This window comes from Salmonella sp. 2018103 (assembly GCF_026247685.1).
GTDB classification, from domain to species: domain Bacteria; phylum Pseudomonadota; class Gammaproteobacteria; order Enterobacterales; family Enterobacteriaceae; genus Salmonella; species Salmonella enterica.
Map to the genome: position 1 here is coordinate 73894 of NZ_CP111029.1, position 20085 is coordinate 93978.

Annotated in this window: 18 protein-coding genes, 1 tRNA gene and 2 pseudogenes; 15 read left to right on the plus strand and 6 right to left on the minus strand. The window is 50.0% G+C overall.

The window, feature by feature from the left end; translation table 11 throughout:
* Positions 1–120 precede the first annotated feature (120 nt).
* The 7 genes from OLG56_RS00360 (at position 121) to OLG56_RS00390 (ending at position 5814) form a co-directional block, all read left to right on the plus strand.
* A complete protein-coding gene (locus tag OLG56_RS00360) occupies positions 121–546 on the plus strand; it encodes a PTS sugar transporter subunit IIA (RefSeq protein WP_000214106.1) in 426 nt (141 codons plus the stop codon).
* Positions 547–556: 10 nt separating this feature from the next.
* Positions 557–1042: a PTS sugar transporter subunit IIB gene (locus tag OLG56_RS00365; RefSeq protein WP_001284295.1), complete on the plus strand. Its 486-nt coding sequence runs from the start codon at positions 557–559 to the stop codon at positions 1040–1042.
* Positions 1043–1187: 145 nt separating this feature from the next.
* A complete protein-coding gene (locus OLG56_RS00370) occupies positions 1188–1937 on the plus strand; it encodes a PTS mannose/fructose/sorbose/N-acetylgalactosamine transporter subunit IIC (RefSeq protein ID WP_000380259.1) in 750 nt (249 codons plus the stop codon).
* Positions 1934–2794, plus strand: coding sequence for a PTS system mannose/fructose/sorbose family transporter subunit IID (locus OLG56_RS00375; RefSeq protein WP_001526325.1), 861 nt, complete (start codon positions 1934–1936; stop codon positions 2792–2794). Before OLG56_RS00370 ends, OLG56_RS00375 begins: the two co-directional genes overlap by 4 nt.
* 3 nt (positions 2795–2797) lie before the next feature.
* Entirely contained in the window at positions 2798–3907 is a 1110-nt protein-coding gene (gene dgaE / locus OLG56_RS00380) for a D-glucosaminate-6-phosphate ammonia lyase (RefSeq protein ID WP_061377040.1), read from the plus strand.
* Positions 3894–4637: a 2-dehydro-3-deoxy-phosphogluconate aldolase gene (gene dagF / locus OLG56_RS00385; protein ID WP_001186144.1), complete on the plus strand. Its 744-nt coding sequence runs from the start codon at positions 3894–3896 to the stop codon at positions 4635–4637. Before dgaE ends, dagF begins: the two co-directional genes overlap by 14 nt.
* A 235-nt stretch (positions 4638–4872) precedes the next feature.
* Entirely contained in the window at positions 4873–5814 is a 942-nt protein-coding gene (locus OLG56_RS00390; RefSeq protein ID WP_061377041.1) for an Rpn family recombination-promoting nuclease/putative transposase, read from the plus strand.
* Between the two features lie 42 nt (positions 5815–5856).
* On the opposite strand, the gene OLG56_RS00395 is transcribed toward OLG56_RS00390, so the two are convergent.
* Entirely contained in the window at positions 5857–6759 is a 903-nt protein-coding gene (locus OLG56_RS00395) for an EamA family transporter (protein WP_000535970.1), read from the minus strand.
* A gap of 506 nt (positions 6760–7265) precedes the next feature.
* Here OLG56_RS00395 and OLG56_RS00400 point away from each other — a divergent pair.
* The 5 genes from OLG56_RS00400 (at position 7266) to cigR (ending at position 11701) form a co-directional block, all read left to right on the plus strand.
* On the plus strand, positions 7266–7961 hold the full coding sequence (locus OLG56_RS00400; protein WP_000392700.1) for an MgtC family protein: 696 nt from the start codon (positions 7266–7268) through the stop codon (positions 7959–7961).
* Between the two features lie 219 nt (positions 7962–8180).
* On the plus strand, positions 8181–10907 hold the full coding sequence (gene mgtA, locus OLG56_RS00405) for a magnesium-translocating P-type ATPase (protein WP_000131296.1): 2727 nt from the start codon (positions 8181–8183) through the stop codon (positions 10905–10907).
* Positions 10908–10928: 21 nt separating this feature from the next.
* The gene (gene mgtR, locus OLG56_RS00410; RefSeq protein ID WP_001082118.1) at positions 10929–11021 is read left to right on the plus strand and encodes a protein MgtR; all 93 of its coding nucleotides are present in this window, start codon (positions 10929–10931) and stop codon (positions 11019–11021) included.
* 12 nt (positions 11022–11033) lie between these two features.
* Complete coding sequence (gene mgtU / locus OLG56_RS00415; protein ID WP_252515021.1) at positions 11034–11120, plus strand: magnesium transporter protection protein MgtU; 87 nt, start codon at positions 11034–11036, stop codon at positions 11118–11120.
* Between the two features lie 101 nt (positions 11121–11221).
* On the plus strand, positions 11222–11701 hold the full coding sequence (gene cigR, locus OLG56_RS00420; protein ID WP_001065322.1) for an anti-virulence regulatory inner membrane protein CigR: 480 nt from the start codon (positions 11222–11224) through the stop codon (positions 11699–11701).
* A 162-nt stretch (positions 11702–11863) separates the two neighbouring features.
* Here cigR and OLG56_RS00425 read toward each other — a convergent pair whose 3' ends face one another.
* Complete coding sequence (locus OLG56_RS00425) at positions 11864–12544, minus strand: isochorismatase family protein (RefSeq protein ID WP_061377042.1); 681 nt, start codon at positions 12542–12544, stop codon at positions 11864–11866.
* A gap of 785 nt (positions 12545–13329) precedes the next feature.
* On the opposite strand from OLG56_RS00425, the gene OLG56_RS00430 reads away from it, so the two are divergent.
* The gene (locus OLG56_RS00430) at positions 13330–14187 is read left to right on the plus strand and encodes a winged helix-turn-helix domain-containing protein (protein WP_077910028.1); all 858 of its coding nucleotides are present in this window, start codon (positions 13330–13332) and stop codon (positions 14185–14187) included.
* Positions 14180–14662, plus strand: a complete 483-nt coding sequence (locus tag OLG56_RS00435) for a YqeJ family protein (RefSeq protein ID WP_000516576.1) — start codon at positions 14180–14182, stop codon at positions 14660–14662. Before OLG56_RS00430 ends, OLG56_RS00435 begins: the two co-directional genes overlap by 8 nt.
* Positions 14663–14756: 94 nt before the next feature.
* Here OLG56_RS00435 and misL read toward each other — a convergent pair whose 3' ends face one another.
* The 3 genes and pseudogenes from misL to OLG56_RS00450 form a co-directional block, all read right to left on the minus strand.
* Positions 14757–17609 carry an intestinal colonization autotransporter adhesin MisL gene (misL, locus tag OLG56_RS00440; protein WP_079900386.1) on the minus strand — a complete coding sequence of 951 codons (2853 nt, stop codon included), beginning with the start codon at positions 17607–17609 and terminating at the stop codon, positions 14757–14759.
* A 74-nt stretch (positions 17610–17683) separates the two neighbouring features.
* Positions 17684–18301 carry a helix-turn-helix transcriptional regulator gene (locus OLG56_RS00445; protein ID WP_000984812.1) on the minus strand — a complete coding sequence of 206 codons (618 nt, stop codon included), beginning with the start codon at positions 18299–18301 and terminating at the stop codon, positions 17684–17686.
* 756 nt (positions 18302–19057) lie between these two features.
* A pseudogene (locus tag OLG56_RS00450) lies at positions 19058–19168 on the minus strand (transposase); the annotation flags it as partial.
* Between the two features lie 408 nt (positions 19169–19576).
* Here OLG56_RS00450 and OLG56_RS00455 point away from each other — a divergent pair.
* Positions 19577–19937 (plus strand): annotated as a pseudogene (locus OLG56_RS00455) (transposase); the annotation flags it as partial.
* Positions 19938–19951: 14 nt separating this feature from the next.
* Here OLG56_RS00455 and OLG56_RS00460 read toward each other — a convergent pair.
* Positions 19952–20046: transfer RNA gene (locus OLG56_RS00460), tRNA-Sec, on the minus strand.
* Positions 20047–20085: the final 39 nt, after the last annotated feature.

The following is a 20085-nucleotide window of genomic DNA, read 5'->3' on the forward strand; positions in this document are numbered from 1 at the left end:
GCCGGATAGCGGCGTAAACGCCTTATTTGGCCTACCGGGAGTGTCCTGTAGGCCCGGTAAGCGCAGTGCCACCGGGCAATATATGCCGGTGTCCTCATGTAATTGCGCCAGGAGGCCATTTTGACTACCACACAACCGTTGCCCCACATCCTGCTGCTGACGCATGGCGGCTGGGGACAACCGCTTTGCAACAGCCTGCGTATGGTCACGGGCGAAATTAAAGGCGTGACGGAAATCGCGCTAATGCCTGTCGATACGCTGGGCGAGTTTTATCAACGCGTCGAGGCCGTGGTGAAAACGCTGCCGGAAGGCTCGCTGATCCTGACGGATTTTGTCGGCGGCACGACGTCCAACGTCGCGGCGCGGCTAAGCGCCGATTATCCGGTGGCGGTGATTGCCGGATTGAATGCGTCGCTACTGCTGGAGGCGCTGGACAGGCGCGAACAAGGGATGCTAACTGCCTGCGTGGACGAGTTAGTTGAGGCCGGGCGCAGTAGCTGCCTGGATGTGGTCGCCCATGTACGTCAGCTACAACAATCACTCTAAGGAAAACATCATGGCCAATATCGTTTTATGCCGCATCGACAGCCGTCTCATTCATGGGCAGGTTGTCACGAAGTGGGTCGGACAATCTCAGGCGAACCGGATAGCCGTTGTGAGTGATGAACTGGATGCCGATCCGTTTATGAAAAATATCTACCTGATGGCCGCGCCGCCAAATATCAAAGTGGATTGCTTCGGCAACCAGAGTTTTGCCGCCGCATGGAAAGAAAATCAGCTTGGCGACGGTAACGTGCTGGTGCTTTTTCCCTCACTGGCGGCGGTGCAGGACGCCATACAACTGGGCTTTGACGTTACCCGCATTCAGGTTGGCGGTCTCGGCGGCGGGCCAAACCGCAAGGCGGTTTTTCAGAATATTACGCTGGATGAAAAAGACGTCGGCATTCTTAACGACCTGAAAAACCGTGGCGTTCAGGTATTTTTCCAGACCATCCCGGAAGATAAGCCGCAGCCGCTCGACGATATCCTGAAAAAATTCTAACCCTTTAATAGACACAAAATCATTCTGGATGCATCGAGGCGGCAACTGAGTGAATCCCCTGGAGCTTACTAAAGTAAGTGACTGGGGTGAGCGAAGGCAGCCAACAAAGAGGCAGCCTGAAGGATGAAGTGTATAGGATAACACTATGGATACCTTACTCTTTGCAAGCCTGATGGGGTTGTATTACTGGTTTGCCCGTTTACGCCTCGGCTACACCTTCTCCGCGATGCTGTTACAACCGGTGGTGATCGCGGTATTTGTCGGGCTTTTGCTTGGCAATATGCAGACTGCGATGATCATCGGCGCAGGGATGCAGCTCGTTTATTTGGGCGTGACCTCAACGCCGGGCGGCAACGTGCCGTCGGACCCGGCGCTGGCGGCCTGTATCTCCATTCCTATCGCGGTGAAGGCCGGTATGGACCCAAACCTGGCGATCGCGCTGGCAATCCCGTTTGGCGTGATTGGCGTGTTTCTCGATCAGCTTAGGCGCACGCTGAATGCTGCCTGGGTGCATATGGCGGATAAACACGCGGAAACGGCAAACATGGCGGGCATCATGCGTTGCGCCTTTCTTTACCCGGCATTGCTGGGGCTGGTGCTGCGCTTCCCGGTGGTCTTTGCCGCTAACTACTTTGGCCAGGATGTGGTGGAAAGTTTCCTTAAACTGATGCCGCACTGGTTAACCCACTCCTTTGAAATCATGGGCGGCATTCTGCCGGCGCTGGGCTTTGCCATCACCATTATGGTGATCGGTAAAAAGAGCCTGTTGCCGTGGTTTATCGGCGGGTTCTTCGCGGTGTTATACCTCAAGGTCGACATCATGGCGATGGCCATCTTCGGCACCTGTGTCGCCTTCCTGATTAAAGGCCTGGCGAAAAATGAAGGAGCAGCATGATGAGCAGTGACGTAATGCAACATGAACTGGTTGAGCGCGCGCGGGAAAGCGGGGCGCTGACCAAAGCAGATATCACCAAAGCCTGGTTTATCTACTGGCTGGGCGCCGAGGTTTCCAGCTCCTATGAGCGCTTACAAAGCCTGATTTTCTGCGCCTCGATGACGCCGATCATCAAAAAACTTTACCCACAAAAAGAGGAGCAGGTAGAAGCGCTAAAACGCCACCTTAACTTCTTTAACTCCGAGCAGACTTTCGGCGCGGTGATTCAGGGCATCTCTATTGCCATGGAAGAACAAAAAACGCGCGGCGAGCCGATTAACGACTCGTCTATCACCGGCATTAAAACTGGCCTGATGGGGCCACTTGCCGGGATGGGCGACTCGATTATCTGGGCGGCGGTGATGCCGCTGTTGATAGCGATCTTTATTCCGTTCGCGGCAAATGGCAGCGCGATGGGCGGTATTATCCCGCTGATTCTCTACCCGGCGATCACCCTGGCGATCAGCTACGGCATGGTCCACAAGGGATATACGCTGGGGCGTGATTCGATTATCGGCCTGCTGCAAGGGGGGCGAATCAAAGAACTGATCTACGGGGCCAACGTGCTGGGTTTGATCATGATGGGCGCGCTTTCCGCCAGCTACGTCAAAATCACCACGCCGTTAAAAATTAGCGCTTTGAAAGGATCTGAAGTGGTGGTTCAGCAGATCCTCGACTCTATCGCGCCGGGCTTACTGCCACTGGCGGCGGTATTCGCCATCTACTTCTATCTGGTAAAAAAAGGGCCGCGCTACACCACCATTTTACTGTCGATTGTCGCACTGAGCATAGTCTGTTCGTTGTTGGGAGTGCTGTAAATCATGACGCCGAATATCTATCAACAACTGGGGTTGAAAAAGGTCATTAACGCCTGCGGCAAAATGACCATTCTGGGCGTCTCAAGCGTCGCGCCGGAGGTCATGCAGGCCACCGCGCGCGCGGCTTCCGCTTTCGTCGAGATTGACGCGCTGGTGGAAAAAACCGGCGAACTGGTATCGAGCTATACGGGTGCTGAAGATAGCTATATCACCTCGTGCGCCTCGGCGGGTATTGCCATTGCCGTCGCTGCCGCTATCACCCACGGCGATCGGGCGCGCGTCGCCCTGATGCCGGACAGTAGCGGTATGGCCAATGAGGTGGTGATGCTGCGCGGGCATAATGTGGACTACGGCGCGCCAGTCACCAGCGCCATTCGTCTTGGCGGCGGGCGCATAGTGGAAGTGGGGTCGAGCAATCTGGCGGCCCGCTGGCAACTGGAAAGCGCCATTAACGAAAAGACCGCCGCGCTACTGTATGTGAAATCACACCATTGCGTACAGAAAGGCATGTTGAGCATTGACGATTTTGTACAGGTGGCGCAGGCCAACCACCTGCCGTTGATTGTCGATGCCGCGGCGGAAGAGGATTTGCGCGGCTGGGTGGCGAGCGGCGCGGATATGGTTATCTATAGCGGCGCGAAAGCCTTTAATGCGCCAACCTCTGGCTTTATCACTGGTAGGAAAACGTGGATTGCCGCCTGCAAAGCGCAGCACCAGGGGATTGCCAGGGCGATGAAAATCGGCAAGGAAAACATGGTTGGGCTGGTGTATGCGCTGGAGAATTACCACCAGGGCCAGACGACCGTGACCGCAGCACAGTTACAGCCGGTCGCGGAAGCGATTTCCGCCATCCATGGTCTTTATGCCGATATCGAACAGGATGAAGCCGGGCGTGCAATCTGGCGTATTCGTGTGCGGGTGAACGCATCTGAATTGGGGCTGAATGCGCAGGACGTCGAAGCGCAGTTGCGCGGCGGTGAGATAGCGATTTACGCCCGCAAATATCAGCTTCATCAGGGGGTTTTTAGCCTCGATCCACGCACGGTAGCCGAAGGGGAAATGGCATTGATTGTGGCGCGACTCAGGGAGATTGCAGAACATGCAGCAGATTAATTTTTATCGTCAGCGGGTAGCGATTAACGTGCTGGCAAAGGATATCGCCAACGCGAAGGCTATCTATGAAGCCGCCGAAGGCCATGCGGTCATTGGCGTACTTTCCGCGCAGTTCGCTACGGTAGAAGAGGGCGTGCCGGAGGTGAAACGCTGGATGGCGGAGGTGCCGTCTATCTCAGTGGGTCTGGGCGCAGGCGACCCGGCGCAGTACTACAAAGCGGCGATGATTGCTGCCCATACTCACCCGGCCCACGTCAACCAGACTTTTACCGGCAGCGGCTTCGCAGCGGGCGCACTGGCGGCGACAGGCGGCGAGCAAACACATATTAACGCCCTGGTCAGCCCGACGGGAACGCCTGGCGAGGTGGTGATTTCTACCGGCGTCAGCAGCAGCCAGGGAACGCCAGCCCGCGTTTCCTGTGAAGCGGCGGTACGCATGATGCAGGATATGGGCGCACATGCGGCGAAGTTTTTCCCGATGGGCGGCGAGAAGTCGTTACCGGAACTCTATGCGCTGGCGACAATCGCCGCCCGCCAAGGCATGACGCTCATCGAGCCGACCGGCGGTATCTCACTGGATAATTTCGGTATTATCCTGCAAACCTGCCTGGAGGCAGGCGTGCCGCGCGTCATGCCGCATGTTTACAGCTCGATTATCGATCCGCAAACCGGCAATACGCGCCCCGAAGACATCATTCGGTTGATGGAGATAGTCAAAGCGCTGGTGTGAGGTTTATCGCCGAAGAGCGCTGCGTTTACCTGGCCTACAGATGACGTGTATTTGTAGGCCCGGTTAGCGTTACGCTACCGGGCGATAATGCGTAGCAGGCCGGGCAAAAATGTACGTATTGCAGCCGTCAGTGATTCCCTTTCGGGCCTCCTCGCAGGGTTAAATTTTCCTGAATGCTGTCTGTATTTTTGGCGAGTACAGTGGCGTCATCTTATTCCTCAGGTGACGGATCGCCATGAAAAAAAGCCCCACGTCCACGCCCCATGATGCGGTATTCAAAACGTTTTTACGCCATCCGGATACCGCGCGGGATTTTCTCAATATTCATCTTCCCCATTCGCTAAGAATACGTTGCGATATGACGACGTTGAAACTGGCGCCGGACAGTTTTATCGAGAAAAATTTACGCGCGTTTTATTCCGATGTCCTTTGGTCGCTAAAAACGTGTGAAGGCGACGGTTATATCTATGTCGTTATAGAGCATCAGAGTACGCCGGACGCGCATATGGCGTTCCGGTTAATGCGTTACGCGACTGCCGCGATGCAGCGCCATCTGGATGCTGGCCATAAAACGTTACCGCTGGTGATTCCCATGCTGTTTTACCATGGCGCGAAAAGCCCGTATCCCTTTTCGCTGTGCTGGCTGGATGAGTTTGACGATCCTGCACTGGCGCGTCAGCTTTATGCGACGGCATTTCCACTGGTAGACATTACGGTGGTGCCGGATAACGAGATCATGCAGCATCGACGTATCGCGATGCTGGAGCTGGTACAAAAGCATATACGTCAGCGCGACCTGATGGGATTGGTCGAGCGCTTAGCGGTACTTCTGATTACGGGAAACGCTAATGACAGTCAGCTAAAAGCGCTGTTTAATTATTTGCTAATACAGCATGGCAGCACGCCTCGTTTTGGCAAGTTTATCCGCGAGGTGGCGCGTCGTGTTCCCCAACACAAGGAGAGATTAATGACGATCGTAGACAGAATACGTGAATCGGGGCGCAGAAAAGGTAAGCGTGAAGGCGTGCAACAAGGCATACAGCAAGGTATACATCAAGGTAAGCAGGAGGAGGCCTTGCGTATTGCGCATACGATGCTGGAACAGGGGATCGAGCGAGAGATGGTGCTGATGATTACCGGGCTTTCTGACGAAGAGATTAAGGCAAAGCGCCATTAAACTTTTCCCTCTTCCGCCCGGTCATCGTGATTATCAACGGCGTTAAGCGGCCCGCGCGCGTCGACGGGAATCGAGGGAGATCAGAATCACTGACGAGAGAATGAGCAGCGTGCCCAGCCAGTCCGGCAAGGTAAAACTAATCCCCAACAGCAGCAGCGACAGCAGGGCGCTGCTTAACGGTTCCGCGCAGCTTAAAATGCTGGCTTTGGGGCCACCAATCAGTTGCGCGCCTTTCAAATACAGGCTGAACGTCAGCGACGTACCGATCACCACAAGGTAAAAAAAGGCCAGAATCAGACTGCCGCTCACCGCAAAGTGCGTTCCTTCTTTAGCGTAGAAGGGCAGCAGAATAAGGCCGCCAAAGGACATACTCCAGCCGACCACTGGCAGCGTGCCGTATTGGGCGATTAGTCTGGAAGGCCAGGTCGTATAAAAGGCGGCGGCAAATGCGGAGGCGATACCCCAGAACAGCGCGCCTGAAGAGATCGACAGCGATGTTGGATTGCCGTGAGTCACCAGTAAAAAGGTGCCGATAAGCGATGTAAGAATGGCGGTTAAGACCAGAATGCCTGGTCGTGTTCTTCGCGCTAATGCAAACCACGCGACAATAATGGTCGGCGATAAAAATTGCAGCACTGTCGCGGTGGCGGCATTGGATTTTTCAATCGTGAGCAGGAAGGTTAGCTGAACGGTGAGCGCGCCCACCACGGAGAAAATCAGCAGACTCAGTGCATCTTTGCGGTTTTTAAGAATCGAAAATATCTTATCGCCGTGCATAAAGGAGAAGGTCACCAGTATCAGCCCGGCGAATAACAAACGTATCATCGTCAGGAACTGTGACGACATACGGCTTTGCTCCATGATGTACTGCGCGCAAACGCCTGAACTCCCCCACAATACGGCGGCAATCAGGACGTTTAGCATCCCTTTTCTGGTGGAACCCATTTTTTCCTCGTCATGTTGTTTTATTTTTTTTACGTGCAGGCATCATAACAGAGCTATCGCCAGCATTAAGCAGGAATTTATTGTTTAATGATTTCAGACGAGCCTGTTATTGACATAATATTGTCATTTTTTGTCATAGGAAAATATCAAACAAACTTAAACAAATCGTCACTATCCCCGCCTTTGCACTTTACAGAACATATTGACTGACTATAATAAGCGCAAATTCATGCAGGAGTAATATGTTGGACAGTCACTTTTACGTAAATCATCTGGCAAGTTAACGCACCCTATTCCTGCGCTGCTTGCCGAACCGGTGGGCAGCAATCTCCCCTTGTGACGATTGTCATCCCAATAATGTTACAACACGCGCATTGTCGCGAGGTAATCGTCATGTTCATGTTTAAACACGCTTTATTTCCTCCGCCGTTAACACGACGCTAATTGCCTCAGGGCAGAGATTTGTCGTGTGCTAAATATAGCACGTACTTATTCTTCCAGAAAAAATGGAGGAACGTATGTTAATGTTTCCTTATATTTTGAATTTACTGGCCGCTATGCTGTTGGGCGCGCTGATTGGCGCGGAAAGACAATGGCGTCAACGTATGGCGGGATTACGCACTAATGCGCTGGTGGCGACAGGCGCCGCCGTTTTTATTCTGAGCTCCATGACGACATCGCCAGACAGCCCCGGGAGAATTGCGGCGCAGATTGTCTCTGGTATTGGCTTTCTGGGGGCGGGCGTCATCATGCGCGAAGGGATGAATGTGCGCGGGCTGAACACTGCGGCAACGCTATGGTGTTCGGCGGGCATCGGCGTGTTATGCGGCTTAGGGCAGTTCAAAAATGCGCTGGCGGCGACGATCATTATTCTTTGTGCCAATATTTTATTGCGTGAAGCGGCGCAGCGTATAAATCAACTCCCGGTATCCGCCGAGGGAGAAAAACGTTATATCCTGAAAGTAACCTGTAATAAAGAAGATGAGAGCGAGGTTCGTCAGTGGTTACTGAATATCGTAAAAGAGGCCGCGATCTGTTTACAAGGGTTAGGTTCGGTCCCCGCTCAGGAACAGGGCTATAAAGAAATCCGTGCCGAGCTCGTGGGTCATGCTGATTATCGTAAAACGCGAGAACTGATTATATCCAGAATAGGTGATAACGATAATATCACCGCAATTCACTGGAGCATTGATAGTCAATAATAGTTTTTATTCAATTGGCAACATTACGCCAGGCGTATAAGGAGGGAATGATGGATATTCCCGAGTCGATAAAATAAAACCCACTCAAAATAGTGAGTAAGCAATAACCTTTTTTATGCATAGATAATTCTCCCGGGGCATTCACCTTCAAATCGTGAGTTTACTATTCCCTGGGCGTGATATGCAGGAAACACTACACCTTAATTTTGGGGATTCATCATGACTGACATGAACATTGAAAACCGGAAACTCAATCGCCCGGCGTCAGAAAATGATAAGCAGCATAAAAAAGTATTTCCGATCGAAGCGGAAGCTTTTCATAGCCCGGAGGAGACACTGGCGCGGCTGAACAGCCATCGTCAGGGCCTCACGATAGAAGAGGCCAGCGAACGGTTGAAAGTGTATGGGCGCAATGAAGTGGCGCATGAGCAAGTTCCTCCGGTGCTGGTTCAGCTTCTGCAGGCATTCAATAACCCGTTTATTTACGTTCTGATCGCACTGGCAGGGGTCAGTTTTATCACGGATTACTGGCTCCCGTTACGCCGTGGCGAAGAGACCGATCTCACCGGCGTGCTGATTATTCTGACGATGGTCAGTTTGAGCGGGTTATTGCGTTTCTGGCAGGAGTTTCGCACTAACAGAGCAGCACAGGCGCTGAAAAAGATGGTTCGCACCACCGCCACGGTGTTGCGTCGTGGGCCGGGCAATATAGGCGCGGTGCAGGAAGAGATTCCCATTGAAGAACTGGTGCCGGGCGATGTGGTTTTTCTGGCCGCAGGCGATCTGGTGCCCGCCGACGTCCGGCTGCTGGCGTCGCGCGATCTCTTTATCAGCCAGTCAATTCTTAGTGGTGAATCATTACCCGTAGAAAAATACGATGTTATGGCTGATGTGGCAGGTAAAGACAGCGAGCAATTGCCTGACAAAGATAAAAGCCTGTTAGATTTGGGCAATATCTGTCTGATGGGAACCAATGTAACCAGCGGCAGAGCGCAAGCGGTCGTGGTTGCGACGGGAAGCCGTACCTGGTTCGGCTCGCTGGCGAAATCCATTGTGGGTACGCGTACCCAGACGGCTTTCGATCGTGGAGTCAACAGCGTGAGCTGGCTGTTGATACGCTTTATGCTGATCATGGTGCCGGTTGTCCTGCTGATCAATGGGTTCAGTAAGGGAGACTGGGTAGAGGCTTCGCTGTTCGCGCTGGCGGTTGCGGTGGGGTTGACGCCGGAAATGTTGCCCATGATTGTCAGTTCCAACCTGGCAAAAGGCGCGATTGCGATGTCGCGGCGCAAAGTGATCGTCAAGCGCCTGAACGCTATTCAAAACTTCGGCGCGATGGATGTGTTGTGTACAGATAAAACCGGCACCTTAACCCAGGACAATATTTTTCTGGAGCATCATCTGGATGTGAGCGGTGTAAAAAGCAGCCGGGTATTGATGCTGGCCTGGCTGAATAGTAGCAGCCAGAGCGGCGCCCGGAATGTGATGGATCGCGCCATACTGCGTTTTGGCGAGGGTCGCATCGCACCATCGACAAAAGCGCGCTTCGTTAAACGCGATGAACTGCCATTCGACTTTGTACGTCGCCGGGTATCGGTCCTGGTGGAGGATACGCAGCATGGAGACAGATGCCTGATCTGCAAAGGCGCTGTTGAAGAGATGATGATGGTAGCCACCCATCTTCGCGAAGGCGATCGTGTGGTGGCGCTGACGGAAACACGTCGCGAGCTGCTGCTGGCGAAAACCGAAGATTACAATGCGCAGGGATTCCGTGTATTGCTGATAGCGACACGTAAGCTGGATGGTTCCGGGAACAATCCGACATTAAGTGTGGAGGATGAGACCGAACTTACCATCGAAGGGATGCTCACTTTTCTCGATCCGCCGAAAGAGAGCGCCGGAAAAGCGATTGCCGCGTTGCGGGATAACGGCGTGGCGGTCAAAGTCCTCACCGGCGATAATCCGGTCGTGACGGCGCGTATCTGTCTGGAAGTGGGTATTGATACGCACGATATCCTGACCGGAACCCAGGTTGAGGCGATGTCAGATGCCGAACTGGCGTCTGAAGTGGAGAAACGCGCAGTATTCGCCCGGCTGACGCCGTTACAAAAAACGCGTATTTTGCAAGCGCTACAGAAAAATGGTCATACCGTTGGTTTTCTTGGGGATGGGATCAACGACGCGCCCGCGCTTCGTGATGCGGATGTGGGGATTTCCGTCGATAGCGCCGCCGATATTGCTAAAGAGTCATCAGATATTATTCTGCTGGAAAAAGATCTCATGGTGCTTGAGGAAGGCGTCATCAAAGGGCGGGAAACCTTTGGCAATATCATTAAATACCTGAATATGACCGCCAGCTCTAATTTCGGCAATGTTTTTTCGGTACTGGTAGCCAGCGCGTTTATTCCGTTTCTGCCGATGCTGGCGATTCATCTGTTGATCCAGAATTTGATGTACGATATTTCGCAGTTGTCGTTGCCGTGGGACAAAATGGATAAAGAGTTCCTGCGTAAGCCGCGGAAATGGGACGCGAAAAATATTGGTCGTTTTATGCTATGGATTGGCCCAACGTCTTCTATTTTCGATATCACAACCTTTGCGTTGATGTGGTACGTCTTTGCGGCTAATAACGTAGAGGCGCAGGCGCTCTTTCAGTCCGGCTGGTTTATTGAGGGTCTGCTCTCGCAGACACTGGTCGTGCATATGCTAAGGACGCAGAAAATACCGTTTATCCAAAGTCGGGCGACGTTGCCGGTATTATTGACGACCGGCTTGATTATGGCGATAGGCATTTATATTCCATTCTCACCTTTGGGTGCGATGGTTGGACTGGAGCCGCTGCCGCTGAGCTACTTCCCGTGGTTGGTGGCGACATTATTGAGCTACTGTCTGGTGGCGCAAGGCATGAAGCGCTTTTATATCAAACGCTTTGGCCAGTGGTTTTAATGATGTTTGAGGATCGCCCAGATGAATCGCTCACCCGATAAAATCATCGCGCTGATATTTTTACTGATTAGCCTGTTGGTGTTGTGTTTAGCCCTCTGGCAAATCGTTTTATAACGAGGTGACGCCATGCAAAAAAGAGGGTTGGACAAAATTTTTTATCAGGTTGTCCTGATAGCAATCATCCTGATTTTACTGACTATCTGGATACGATAAGCTGCTGTTGGCGAGCCCCGCTTAAAATAAGAATCGATGTAGTTGTTCTTTTTATGGCGGGGCGCTATTTTCATGGTATCCCACATCAGAAGGGCAATATCATGAATAATCGTCGTGGTTTAACCGCCGTCCTGGCGACGTTGATTACGTTTTCCCTGAGCGCTACGCCTGTGCTGGCGAATCCGGGAAATGGCAATGGCGGCGGACATGGTAATAACGCGGCTAATCAGGGTAATAACGGTAACGGACATAAAGGAAATGCCGGGCAAAAAACGGAACACCGTAAAAATGGCGGTAAACCGGATCACGTCGAGTCGGACATTAGCTATGCTGTCGCCAGGCAACTGGCAGTGAATTTAGGGCTGACGGGTTATCAGTCTTTACCTCCGGGGATTGCGAAAAATCTGGCGAGAGGAAAACCGCTGCCGCCGGGAATCGCTAAAAAAACGGTGCCGGCGTCTATGCTGGGACAATTACCTTATTATCCGGGCTATGAGTGGAAAATCATTGGGGATAATCTGGTGCTGATCGCGCTCAGTACCGCGGTGGTCACGGCGATTATTAATGGCGTATTTGATTAAGAGCCTATCCCACCAGGCGTTATTGGCGCAGCCAGTTTGGACACGGACAGCGCGCAAAAACCGGAGCGTACACGTAGTACGTGAGGATTTTCTGCCCAGGACCAAAATGGCAAGTAAAATAGCCCCATTAAATGGGGCTATTTAGCCGCTTCATGGCGTTATTTATGCGCGTTGAGAATCCAGCAGTTCATTATTTTTTACTACTTCCTGCGCTTTGCTATAACTTTCAATCAGTAGCTGATAGGCCGGGAATATTTTGGTATATACATCCGCCCATTCTGCGGCATCTTCCCGATTCCAGGTACGTTGCAGCTCAGAGGCTACCGCCGCGGTATCCATTGGTACTACGCCTGCCTGCACCACGCGGGCCATCGTAATTTCCTGCGCCATTTTACTGTACGTACCGGAGGCATCAATTACCGCAAATACCTTGTAACCTTCCGCGACGGCGCTGATGGCTGGAAAAGCCATGCAGACACTGGTAATAGTACCGGCGATGATCAGCGTTTTACGGCCTGTCGCTTTTACCGCTTGTACAAAATCGGCATTATCCCAGGCATTAATTTCCCCTTTACGCGCGACATATTGCGCGTGTGGCGCATTCGCATGGATTTCCGGAATCAGCGGACCATTCGGTCCCTGTGGTACGGATGCGGTAGTAATGACCGGCATATTGCATAAGGTAGCGATCTTAGCCAGCGCCGCGGCGCGCGCGCGTAATTCCGGCATCGGCATGTCGCCGACGGTCTGAAACAGGCCACTTTGGTGGTCAATCAGCAGCATTATTGCGTCGTTAGCATCAATGGCAGGGCGTTGACCGTTAAAATTCGCGGGTGTAGACATAATTCATTCCTTGTTGTTGCCTTTCACTGATAATCACTATCAGTGTTAAAGTCATTAATCGCCGGGGCGATTTCCGTTTTTAAGCTGATGACAGTAATCCGTTGCCGATTTTGGATTACCCTGTTGAGTTCTTTCTGAAGGAATATTCATCGGCATCACCTTCAGTCGATTTACTTTCACGCGAATCTGTTATCACAACAATATTCATATTATGAATAAATGTTTCTATTTTACATGTCAGAGAGGATTATTGATTGAAAAAACAGGCAATATCCCTACAAATTGTTTCTGATAGATAGTTTTAAACTTATTTAGTATAAATTTGAAATAGTTCAATTTAAGGATTAACTTATTTATATTTAAATAATATAAAGCGTAGCTTAAATATTAAGTGGGAAGCGTGCTGACATTAAGTATGGCTACTGTAACTCTTAATAAATTGAAAACTATCCCTACATGACGAGTGCTGCCTTTTTGGATATTACAAGCCATTATAGAGAACACGTTCAATAAAACCCTGTCTTTCATATGATATAGATTGTCAGGATATATTTTTTCATGATTTATATATGAGATATTAAAGCGTAGTGGCACAGTAAATTTGGCCACCTGATTAAAGGTGATATTCTCACCTCAACACAAAACAGGTGACTTAACGAACAAGAAAACCAAACGTACTTTCACCCCTGAGTCTGCTATAATGAGAAAAGCGACGTCTACGCTTACCTGTTAATGTCTTATGCCTCTCGCTCTTCTATATGATCGGTATGTGCAGGGGACAATCCATGTCCTGCTACGCAGTCACAGCATCAGACTATACTCAGTGGTGTCTATTAACCCTCTCCAACTACGTTATGTTTTGGCATGGTAACAATGCGATGTTATGGATAATTAACGATAATATTGAATTTAATCCAGAAATGAATCGCCTGGCGTCATTATCGAGGCCAGATCTCAACATTATTCTGACAACGCCCGCCAGCCGCTGCTTGCGCCTTCTGCTGGAAAACGCCCCCTCCGTCGTCTCACAACAAACATTCTTTCAAAAAGTGTGGGAAGAAGACGGCATGGTGGTGTCGGCAAATACGCTTTATCAGAATATCTCCATTATTCGCCGCGGATTACGTACCGTTGGCGAAAATGAAGATACGCTGATAATCACGGTTCCGCGTAGAGGCTTTCAGATTGAGCCTGGTGTGAGCATCATGACCATCCGCAAAGACTTCGCTCAGACAATAGAAAAAAAGGGTGAGACGCCGCCGCGTATGTCAGAGCGTTGGTTTAAACATTATGTACCTGTACTTTGGATGACCGGGACATTTGCTGTCGGTATTTTGCTTGGCACTATAAGCTGGCAAACCGTTCCTGATAAGGATTTTTATGATCGCTACACGCTGGTTGAAACAACCCAGGGTTGTCATTTTTTCTCGCGGAATGAAGATATCGAAAGCGGTAGCCGCTTTGCAAGCTATAAGTCAATGATTCTAAAAACCGGTATGGATTGTCAGAAATACCCATGGGTCTATTTCCCTTCCAGCAGTCGCACCCCAGCGGTTACGGCATTGATTTGTCAGCAACCTTATAAAACGCGCGGTGATACAGGCTGCGTGACGCTTTTTTTCCGCGGGGTGGCTCATGGGTAAAAAGGCACTGATGTTAGCCTGCCTGACGCTACTGTTTCTGGGAGTAGGGCTTGGGCATCTTTTTCATTTATATACGGAAAAGAACCGGGATCCAGAGAAATGTACGGCGCCTGTGATTGTGTTTTATAACAACACTCAGGCTAACCTGACGCTGGACTTTATGTATTCGCTGAAAAAACGCACTGGGGTGGTTTCCATCAGCGGAACGTATTACGTCGATAATAAAATGAGCGGCGTGATCCGCCGTGATGTTTCCTATGTATGGAGTGAAAATAAAGACAGCACCCATTTTATATCGACGGATATCAACAAAGTCACGCGTGACGAAACACTGTCCGATGCGGTTATCGAGACGGTTTTACCCGATTTTTATGTCTATCCAGGGAAAAGTATCAGTTACACCATCCTGACTCAGGGCCATCGTGGCTTTATGTTCACCATCGGGAAACGCCCGATATTTTTCTGTACACATTAAGCTGTTTTGGGAGCCGTTCATGGAACGTATCAGCCAAATGAAAGCGCTTCCGGGTAAAAGCCGCTGAAGATCAGCGGCTCTGTTGTTACCTGAATCAGAAACTGTATTTAACCCCCAGTAGGCCTTGGGTATTACTATAGCCCTGGTCACCTACCTGTTGCGCCACGTTACCCCATACGTTCAGGCGCGGGGTAATTTGTCCTTCAATACCCACTTTCAGTTCACCAATATTTTTTGTACCACGCATATCGCTGCTGACATCGTCCATTTTCACGCTGGCAGGCTGCGTATTATGGATCCAGTTCGCCTCCACGAACGGCTGGAACTCTCGAGATTTATCGTCATCAATAGCGTTGTGGCCGTTAATATAGGCTTTTACGCCCATGCGGGTTAGCAGATTACCGGCGGTATCATCCTTCACGAGAGTACCGTTGGCTTCGCGATGGTCGTCAGCCTGCACGCCCATCCATACCACCTGCGCTTTGGGCTGCAACCAGTAGCTTTGATGCGCGCTTTCACCTAACCTGAAGCTGTAACCGGCTTCAACCGAGGCGGTAATTCCTTTGGATTTATATTTCTCAGCGGCCTGATCCTGACCCATGACCTTGTTATCAAACCAGTTGTACAGCATCCAGGTATCCACATAAGCCCCAGACCGATCGATATTGTTAGCATACCAGGTGCCGTAAAGGCCGACGCTGTAACCGGTGACTTGACCACGGGAATGATAGTCACTCACGGACGACTGCGTGCGGTTCTGGCTGTTGGCATAACCTGCCATTGCACCAATATGCCAACGGTCAAGACCGTCAGTGCTCCACTGTGCCAGATCGCCTCCCACTTGTAACACATAGCTGTTGATGCGGGTTTTTAGCTGCCCGCTGCCATCGTTGAAGCGAGTATGGGCGCCGACGTTACGCATCCACAGGCTGGTGACCTTCTTCTCACCCGTCAGCATGTCGGTGTACTGGGTTTCACCCAGACGGTCATGGAGACGCGTCATGAACAGCGTATTTGCCGCATAGTTGTTGGCAAGATAGCTGCCCACTTCCGGACGGAACTGATGTTCTGTTATCGGCGGTGTGTCAGATTGCCCTATGTCAGGAATGACCGGATCAGGGATGACCGGGTCTACTGGCTCAGGGTCTACTGGATCAGGGTCCACCGGATCGGGAATAACAGGGTCAGGGATAACCGGGTCTACTGGATCAGGGTCTACCGGATCGGGAATAACAGGGTCTACCGGATCGGGAATAATCGGTTCGTCCGGCTCAATGTAGCTGGTCAGATACCAGTTTTTACCTTTCTGCACCACGTTGTAGTCATAGGCTCCGGCAACAATACGGCTTGCTTTTTCGAAAGTACCGTTAGAATTGCCAGCAACGTTAACAATTTCAATACCTTCAATGGTTTGCGCCCCGGCTCCTCCAATATTATTTACTGCAACAAATGTGTTGCCTGAAGTATTGCCGAGAACCTGCAGCCTGTCCGTTTCGGAATCATCATCGTTGAGCACAGTATTAAAGACCAGCTTACCGCCGTTGCCTACATAATCTTCATTGATGGTGAGCGTTTGCCATGGCTCGCCATCTTCATGGCTGAAGTTAATGATTGCGCCACTATTCAGCGTCAGGTCAGTGAGCGTTGAGCTGCTGGTCATATTCCAGGTCGCATCGCTCATTTGTACAGAGATAACGCCTGTGCCCGCCGTAGCGCTGGTGATGTACGACGCCCCGTCCCATCGCGAGTTGTCCGTCATATTGAGTTTAATCGTACTGTTCTGCTGCGGTAGCGTACCGCTGGCAGCGGTGGCGCCAGCGGCACGAATATCACCGTCGATGACGAAACGTCCTCCTGAAGAACCGTCAACAATACCGCCAGTCTCCGTGCTGATGGCGTAACTTTCGCTACTGTTATCGCCCGCCATAGTAATAGCCGCACCGCCTGCCAGATTAATGGCGCCTCGGGAGAGGGCGTATAAACCGGCAGGGGCTTTACTATAGGATGCAGCCTTACTGGCGCTGTTGACGCTAATAGTGGCATTATCTCCCAAATTAACGGTAGCGTTAGTTGCATATACCGCGTGTGCGCTGGCACCGTTCACCGTAATAGTAGCGTTGTTGCCAAGCTCGGTTCTGGAGGAGGATGCTGCGTAAATCCCCGTAGAGGATGCGCCGGAGGTTTCGATGGTTGCATCGTCACCCAGACGAATCAAAGAACCACTTTGTCCGGTACGCAGCCCCTCTGAACTGTCGCCGGTAGTAACAATATGCGCACGATTGCCGACGACAATCGTATTTTTGGCACGTGACGCATCCCTCATGGCGTTGGCTGTAATTCCACGTCCCTGGCTACCGGTAGTTTTGATATACAGATCGTCGCCGACGTAAATATTGGCCGATCCGGTCCAACCCTGGCCCAGTGAGTTATATCCGGCGTTAATACCGTCACCATCCTGACCATCCACGTAGATGCGGGTGCGGTCACCGGTAATAATAAATACCGGGTTATCCGGAGTATTCGCGCCGTGAGTACGGATGCCATCGACGTCTCTACCATTATTCGCGGCATTCGCCGACTGCGTCCGAATGGTCAGGTCGTTGCCAAAAATCACGCCCGGACTTCCCGTCCCGCTGTTTTGAATAACCGTGACAGTGTGTTCAAACGCCTCCGCGCCCGGCCCATTAAGCGTGAGGCCATTGCCATAAACCGGGATGGTGCCGGTGTTCCACTGATAAACGTAGTTGGGCATGGTACCGACTTTGGTGAAACCGGTACTGGCCTGAGCGGGAATAATAGCCTGTAATTCCGGCGGCAACTGGCTGACTAGCCCACTGGATGGCAGACTATCAACGTCGACCCAGGCCGCCTGGGAGGGAAATACCATAGAGGCTAATGCTGCTGATACCGCTATGGCGATGAATGAGTAATTTTGGGGAGTTGGCATTCTGCCTCCTGCATTATGGCGTAAAGCGTCTTCCACATCGCAATAATATGGAAATAATAAAAATGGAAACGGTTCTATAAAATATTTGATATTATTTTATGAATGCTATGCCCTAGCTTATTTTCAAGCCGCAGCTTATGCACATAAAGTTTCTTAATATCAATATTGTCAATATTTACAATCTGCTGAATACTTATTCCTGATACAAAACGCTTCAGTAATATAAATTCCGTATAGTTAAGCGTTCGTCCACGTTTACTGTTGGCAAGCCGACCGGTAAACAAGCGGTGCATCTTTTGCTGTTGCACAATATCATCGTCATCGGAATAAATAATTCCTTGTATTTTATTGCTTTTCAAAATCCAGTAATTGGCCAGCGGAGTTAAACTTCTGTCAGAAATCAGGACAATATGCATACCACTGTTTGCCAGACTGTCAGCCCATTGTAAATCGGTAAATCGTCGAAGATTCGGGAAAGAAAAATCAACAAAGATAAAACCGCTGGATAAATGGTTGTGTCTATCAAGCAATAACTTTTCAATAAACCCTTTTTTCAGGAAAGCATTACCATCTGGCCAGATGGAAAATGCCGCATTATGACAGTATTGCACCCGTACTGCGCTGTCAGGGAATAATTGACAGGATAAATCGCAACTAATGCAATGGACAATTTGTGAAGGCTTTCTCATCATCCTGAACGACTCCCGTCGATGTTTCTATTAATATTTCATTGGTAAATAAATGTGTCAATCCAGATAATATACAGTGCTACGGCTGTCAAAAGTCGCGAATTATTGTCAGTGTCATAAACTCCTGGAAAGACCTAAAATACAGCTTTAAGGAACCATGACAGATCCGACAGTCGTAATACATCATTTCGGATTTGTATTTCACCCATTGGGATTTTTATACATAATCTCCAATATCATAAAAAATCTTAAAACAGCACTATTTGCTAAATCATGAGAGTGATAAATAACGGTTCTCAATACCATCTATCTGCTGCCTTCGTCACTATCGGAGTGATGTGATGAAATATAAAAGTAATTCCTGTAAACCTGTAATGAATTCTTATTATTAAAACCTAATTTAAGATTTTTTCTTTTATTGCATTGTTATTCAATGACTTAATGGTGAAATTCGTGCTCTCATCAACTTCTTATATACAAATTTAAGACTATTTTATAGAGACGCATGTAAACTTTAAGGAGGTGTAATGCTAATGCCATGAGAAAATCTTGTAACTTAACGCTGGGAGTCATACCTTGCCAATAAGTTGATCTGACTTAATTCTGATCGTGACAGTCTGAGCAACCGACAGACTTATCGGTCGAAGCAACTTCAGCTTCTGGCTTCTCTTTTCAATTGCTCATTTGATGAAAACTCTTTCCCGGAGCACATTAGTGAGAAACAGGATGTGGTCAAACCTAATGTCCATAGATGTCGTCAGTCACTTCACAAATATCCGCCTCCTGGCAGATATCTTTAACCGCTCGTCCAGCTTCGACCAACTTAATTACGGCGATGTTCTGATGCTCAGTGAGACGGGCTTTATGCATAGAGATTCCTTCGTCAGCAGATCGATGACGTGATCTCTAAATGTGAATAGCACGATTATGTGGGATACGTACAAAAAATTAAACTAACTGCCAGTAATATGAGTACCTGGTATAAGAATGTATACGGATATTTTACTACTGAAATATAATAATGGGAGGGCTTACGAATAAACAGGACGTATGGAGAACAAGGGTATAAAGATGAAATGCTTGCAGTATCTAATAGATAACAATGAAAAATCAGGTAACTGAGAAACTATTCAATGTTTAGGATGATGTGACATTAAGTCATTCAGCCGCTACAGCACATTATCAGGATAATTTCGTCTGGATAAAACGGAGGAGTGAATCGCCACAGGTTTAACAGACACCGCAGAGTCATTTAAGATGACTTAAAGAGAGGAGCCCATGAGCGGTAAATGTTATCCCAAAGCGTTTAAAATTAAAGCGGTAAAACAGGTTATTGAGCGCGGCCATTCTGTTTCCAGCGTCGCAACACGTCTTGATATTACTACCCATAGTCTTTACGCCTGGATAAAGCCGCCACATTCACGACGGCATCATGTTGACCTGAATCTGACGGGGCATACAGGCAGTTCTGGCTGGAATCGGGCTGTGTTTATGGCTATCGCAAGATCTGTCTCGATCTGCGGGATATCAGGAACAATGCGGTGTAAGCAAAGTCTGGTGGTTGATGCAACGTGTGGGGATAAAGGCTCGGGTCGGATACCGAAGTCCACGGGCGCGTGGCAATTCATTTTATTTAGTTCAGAAGAGGCTAATTGGCGGAAGATCACAGGAGTCGAACCTGCCCGGGACCGCTGGCGGCCCCAACTGGATTTGAAGTCCAGCCGCCTCACCGGAGACGACGATCTTCCGCGCCTCGATTGCTACATGGAGGCGCGCGCATTATAGCT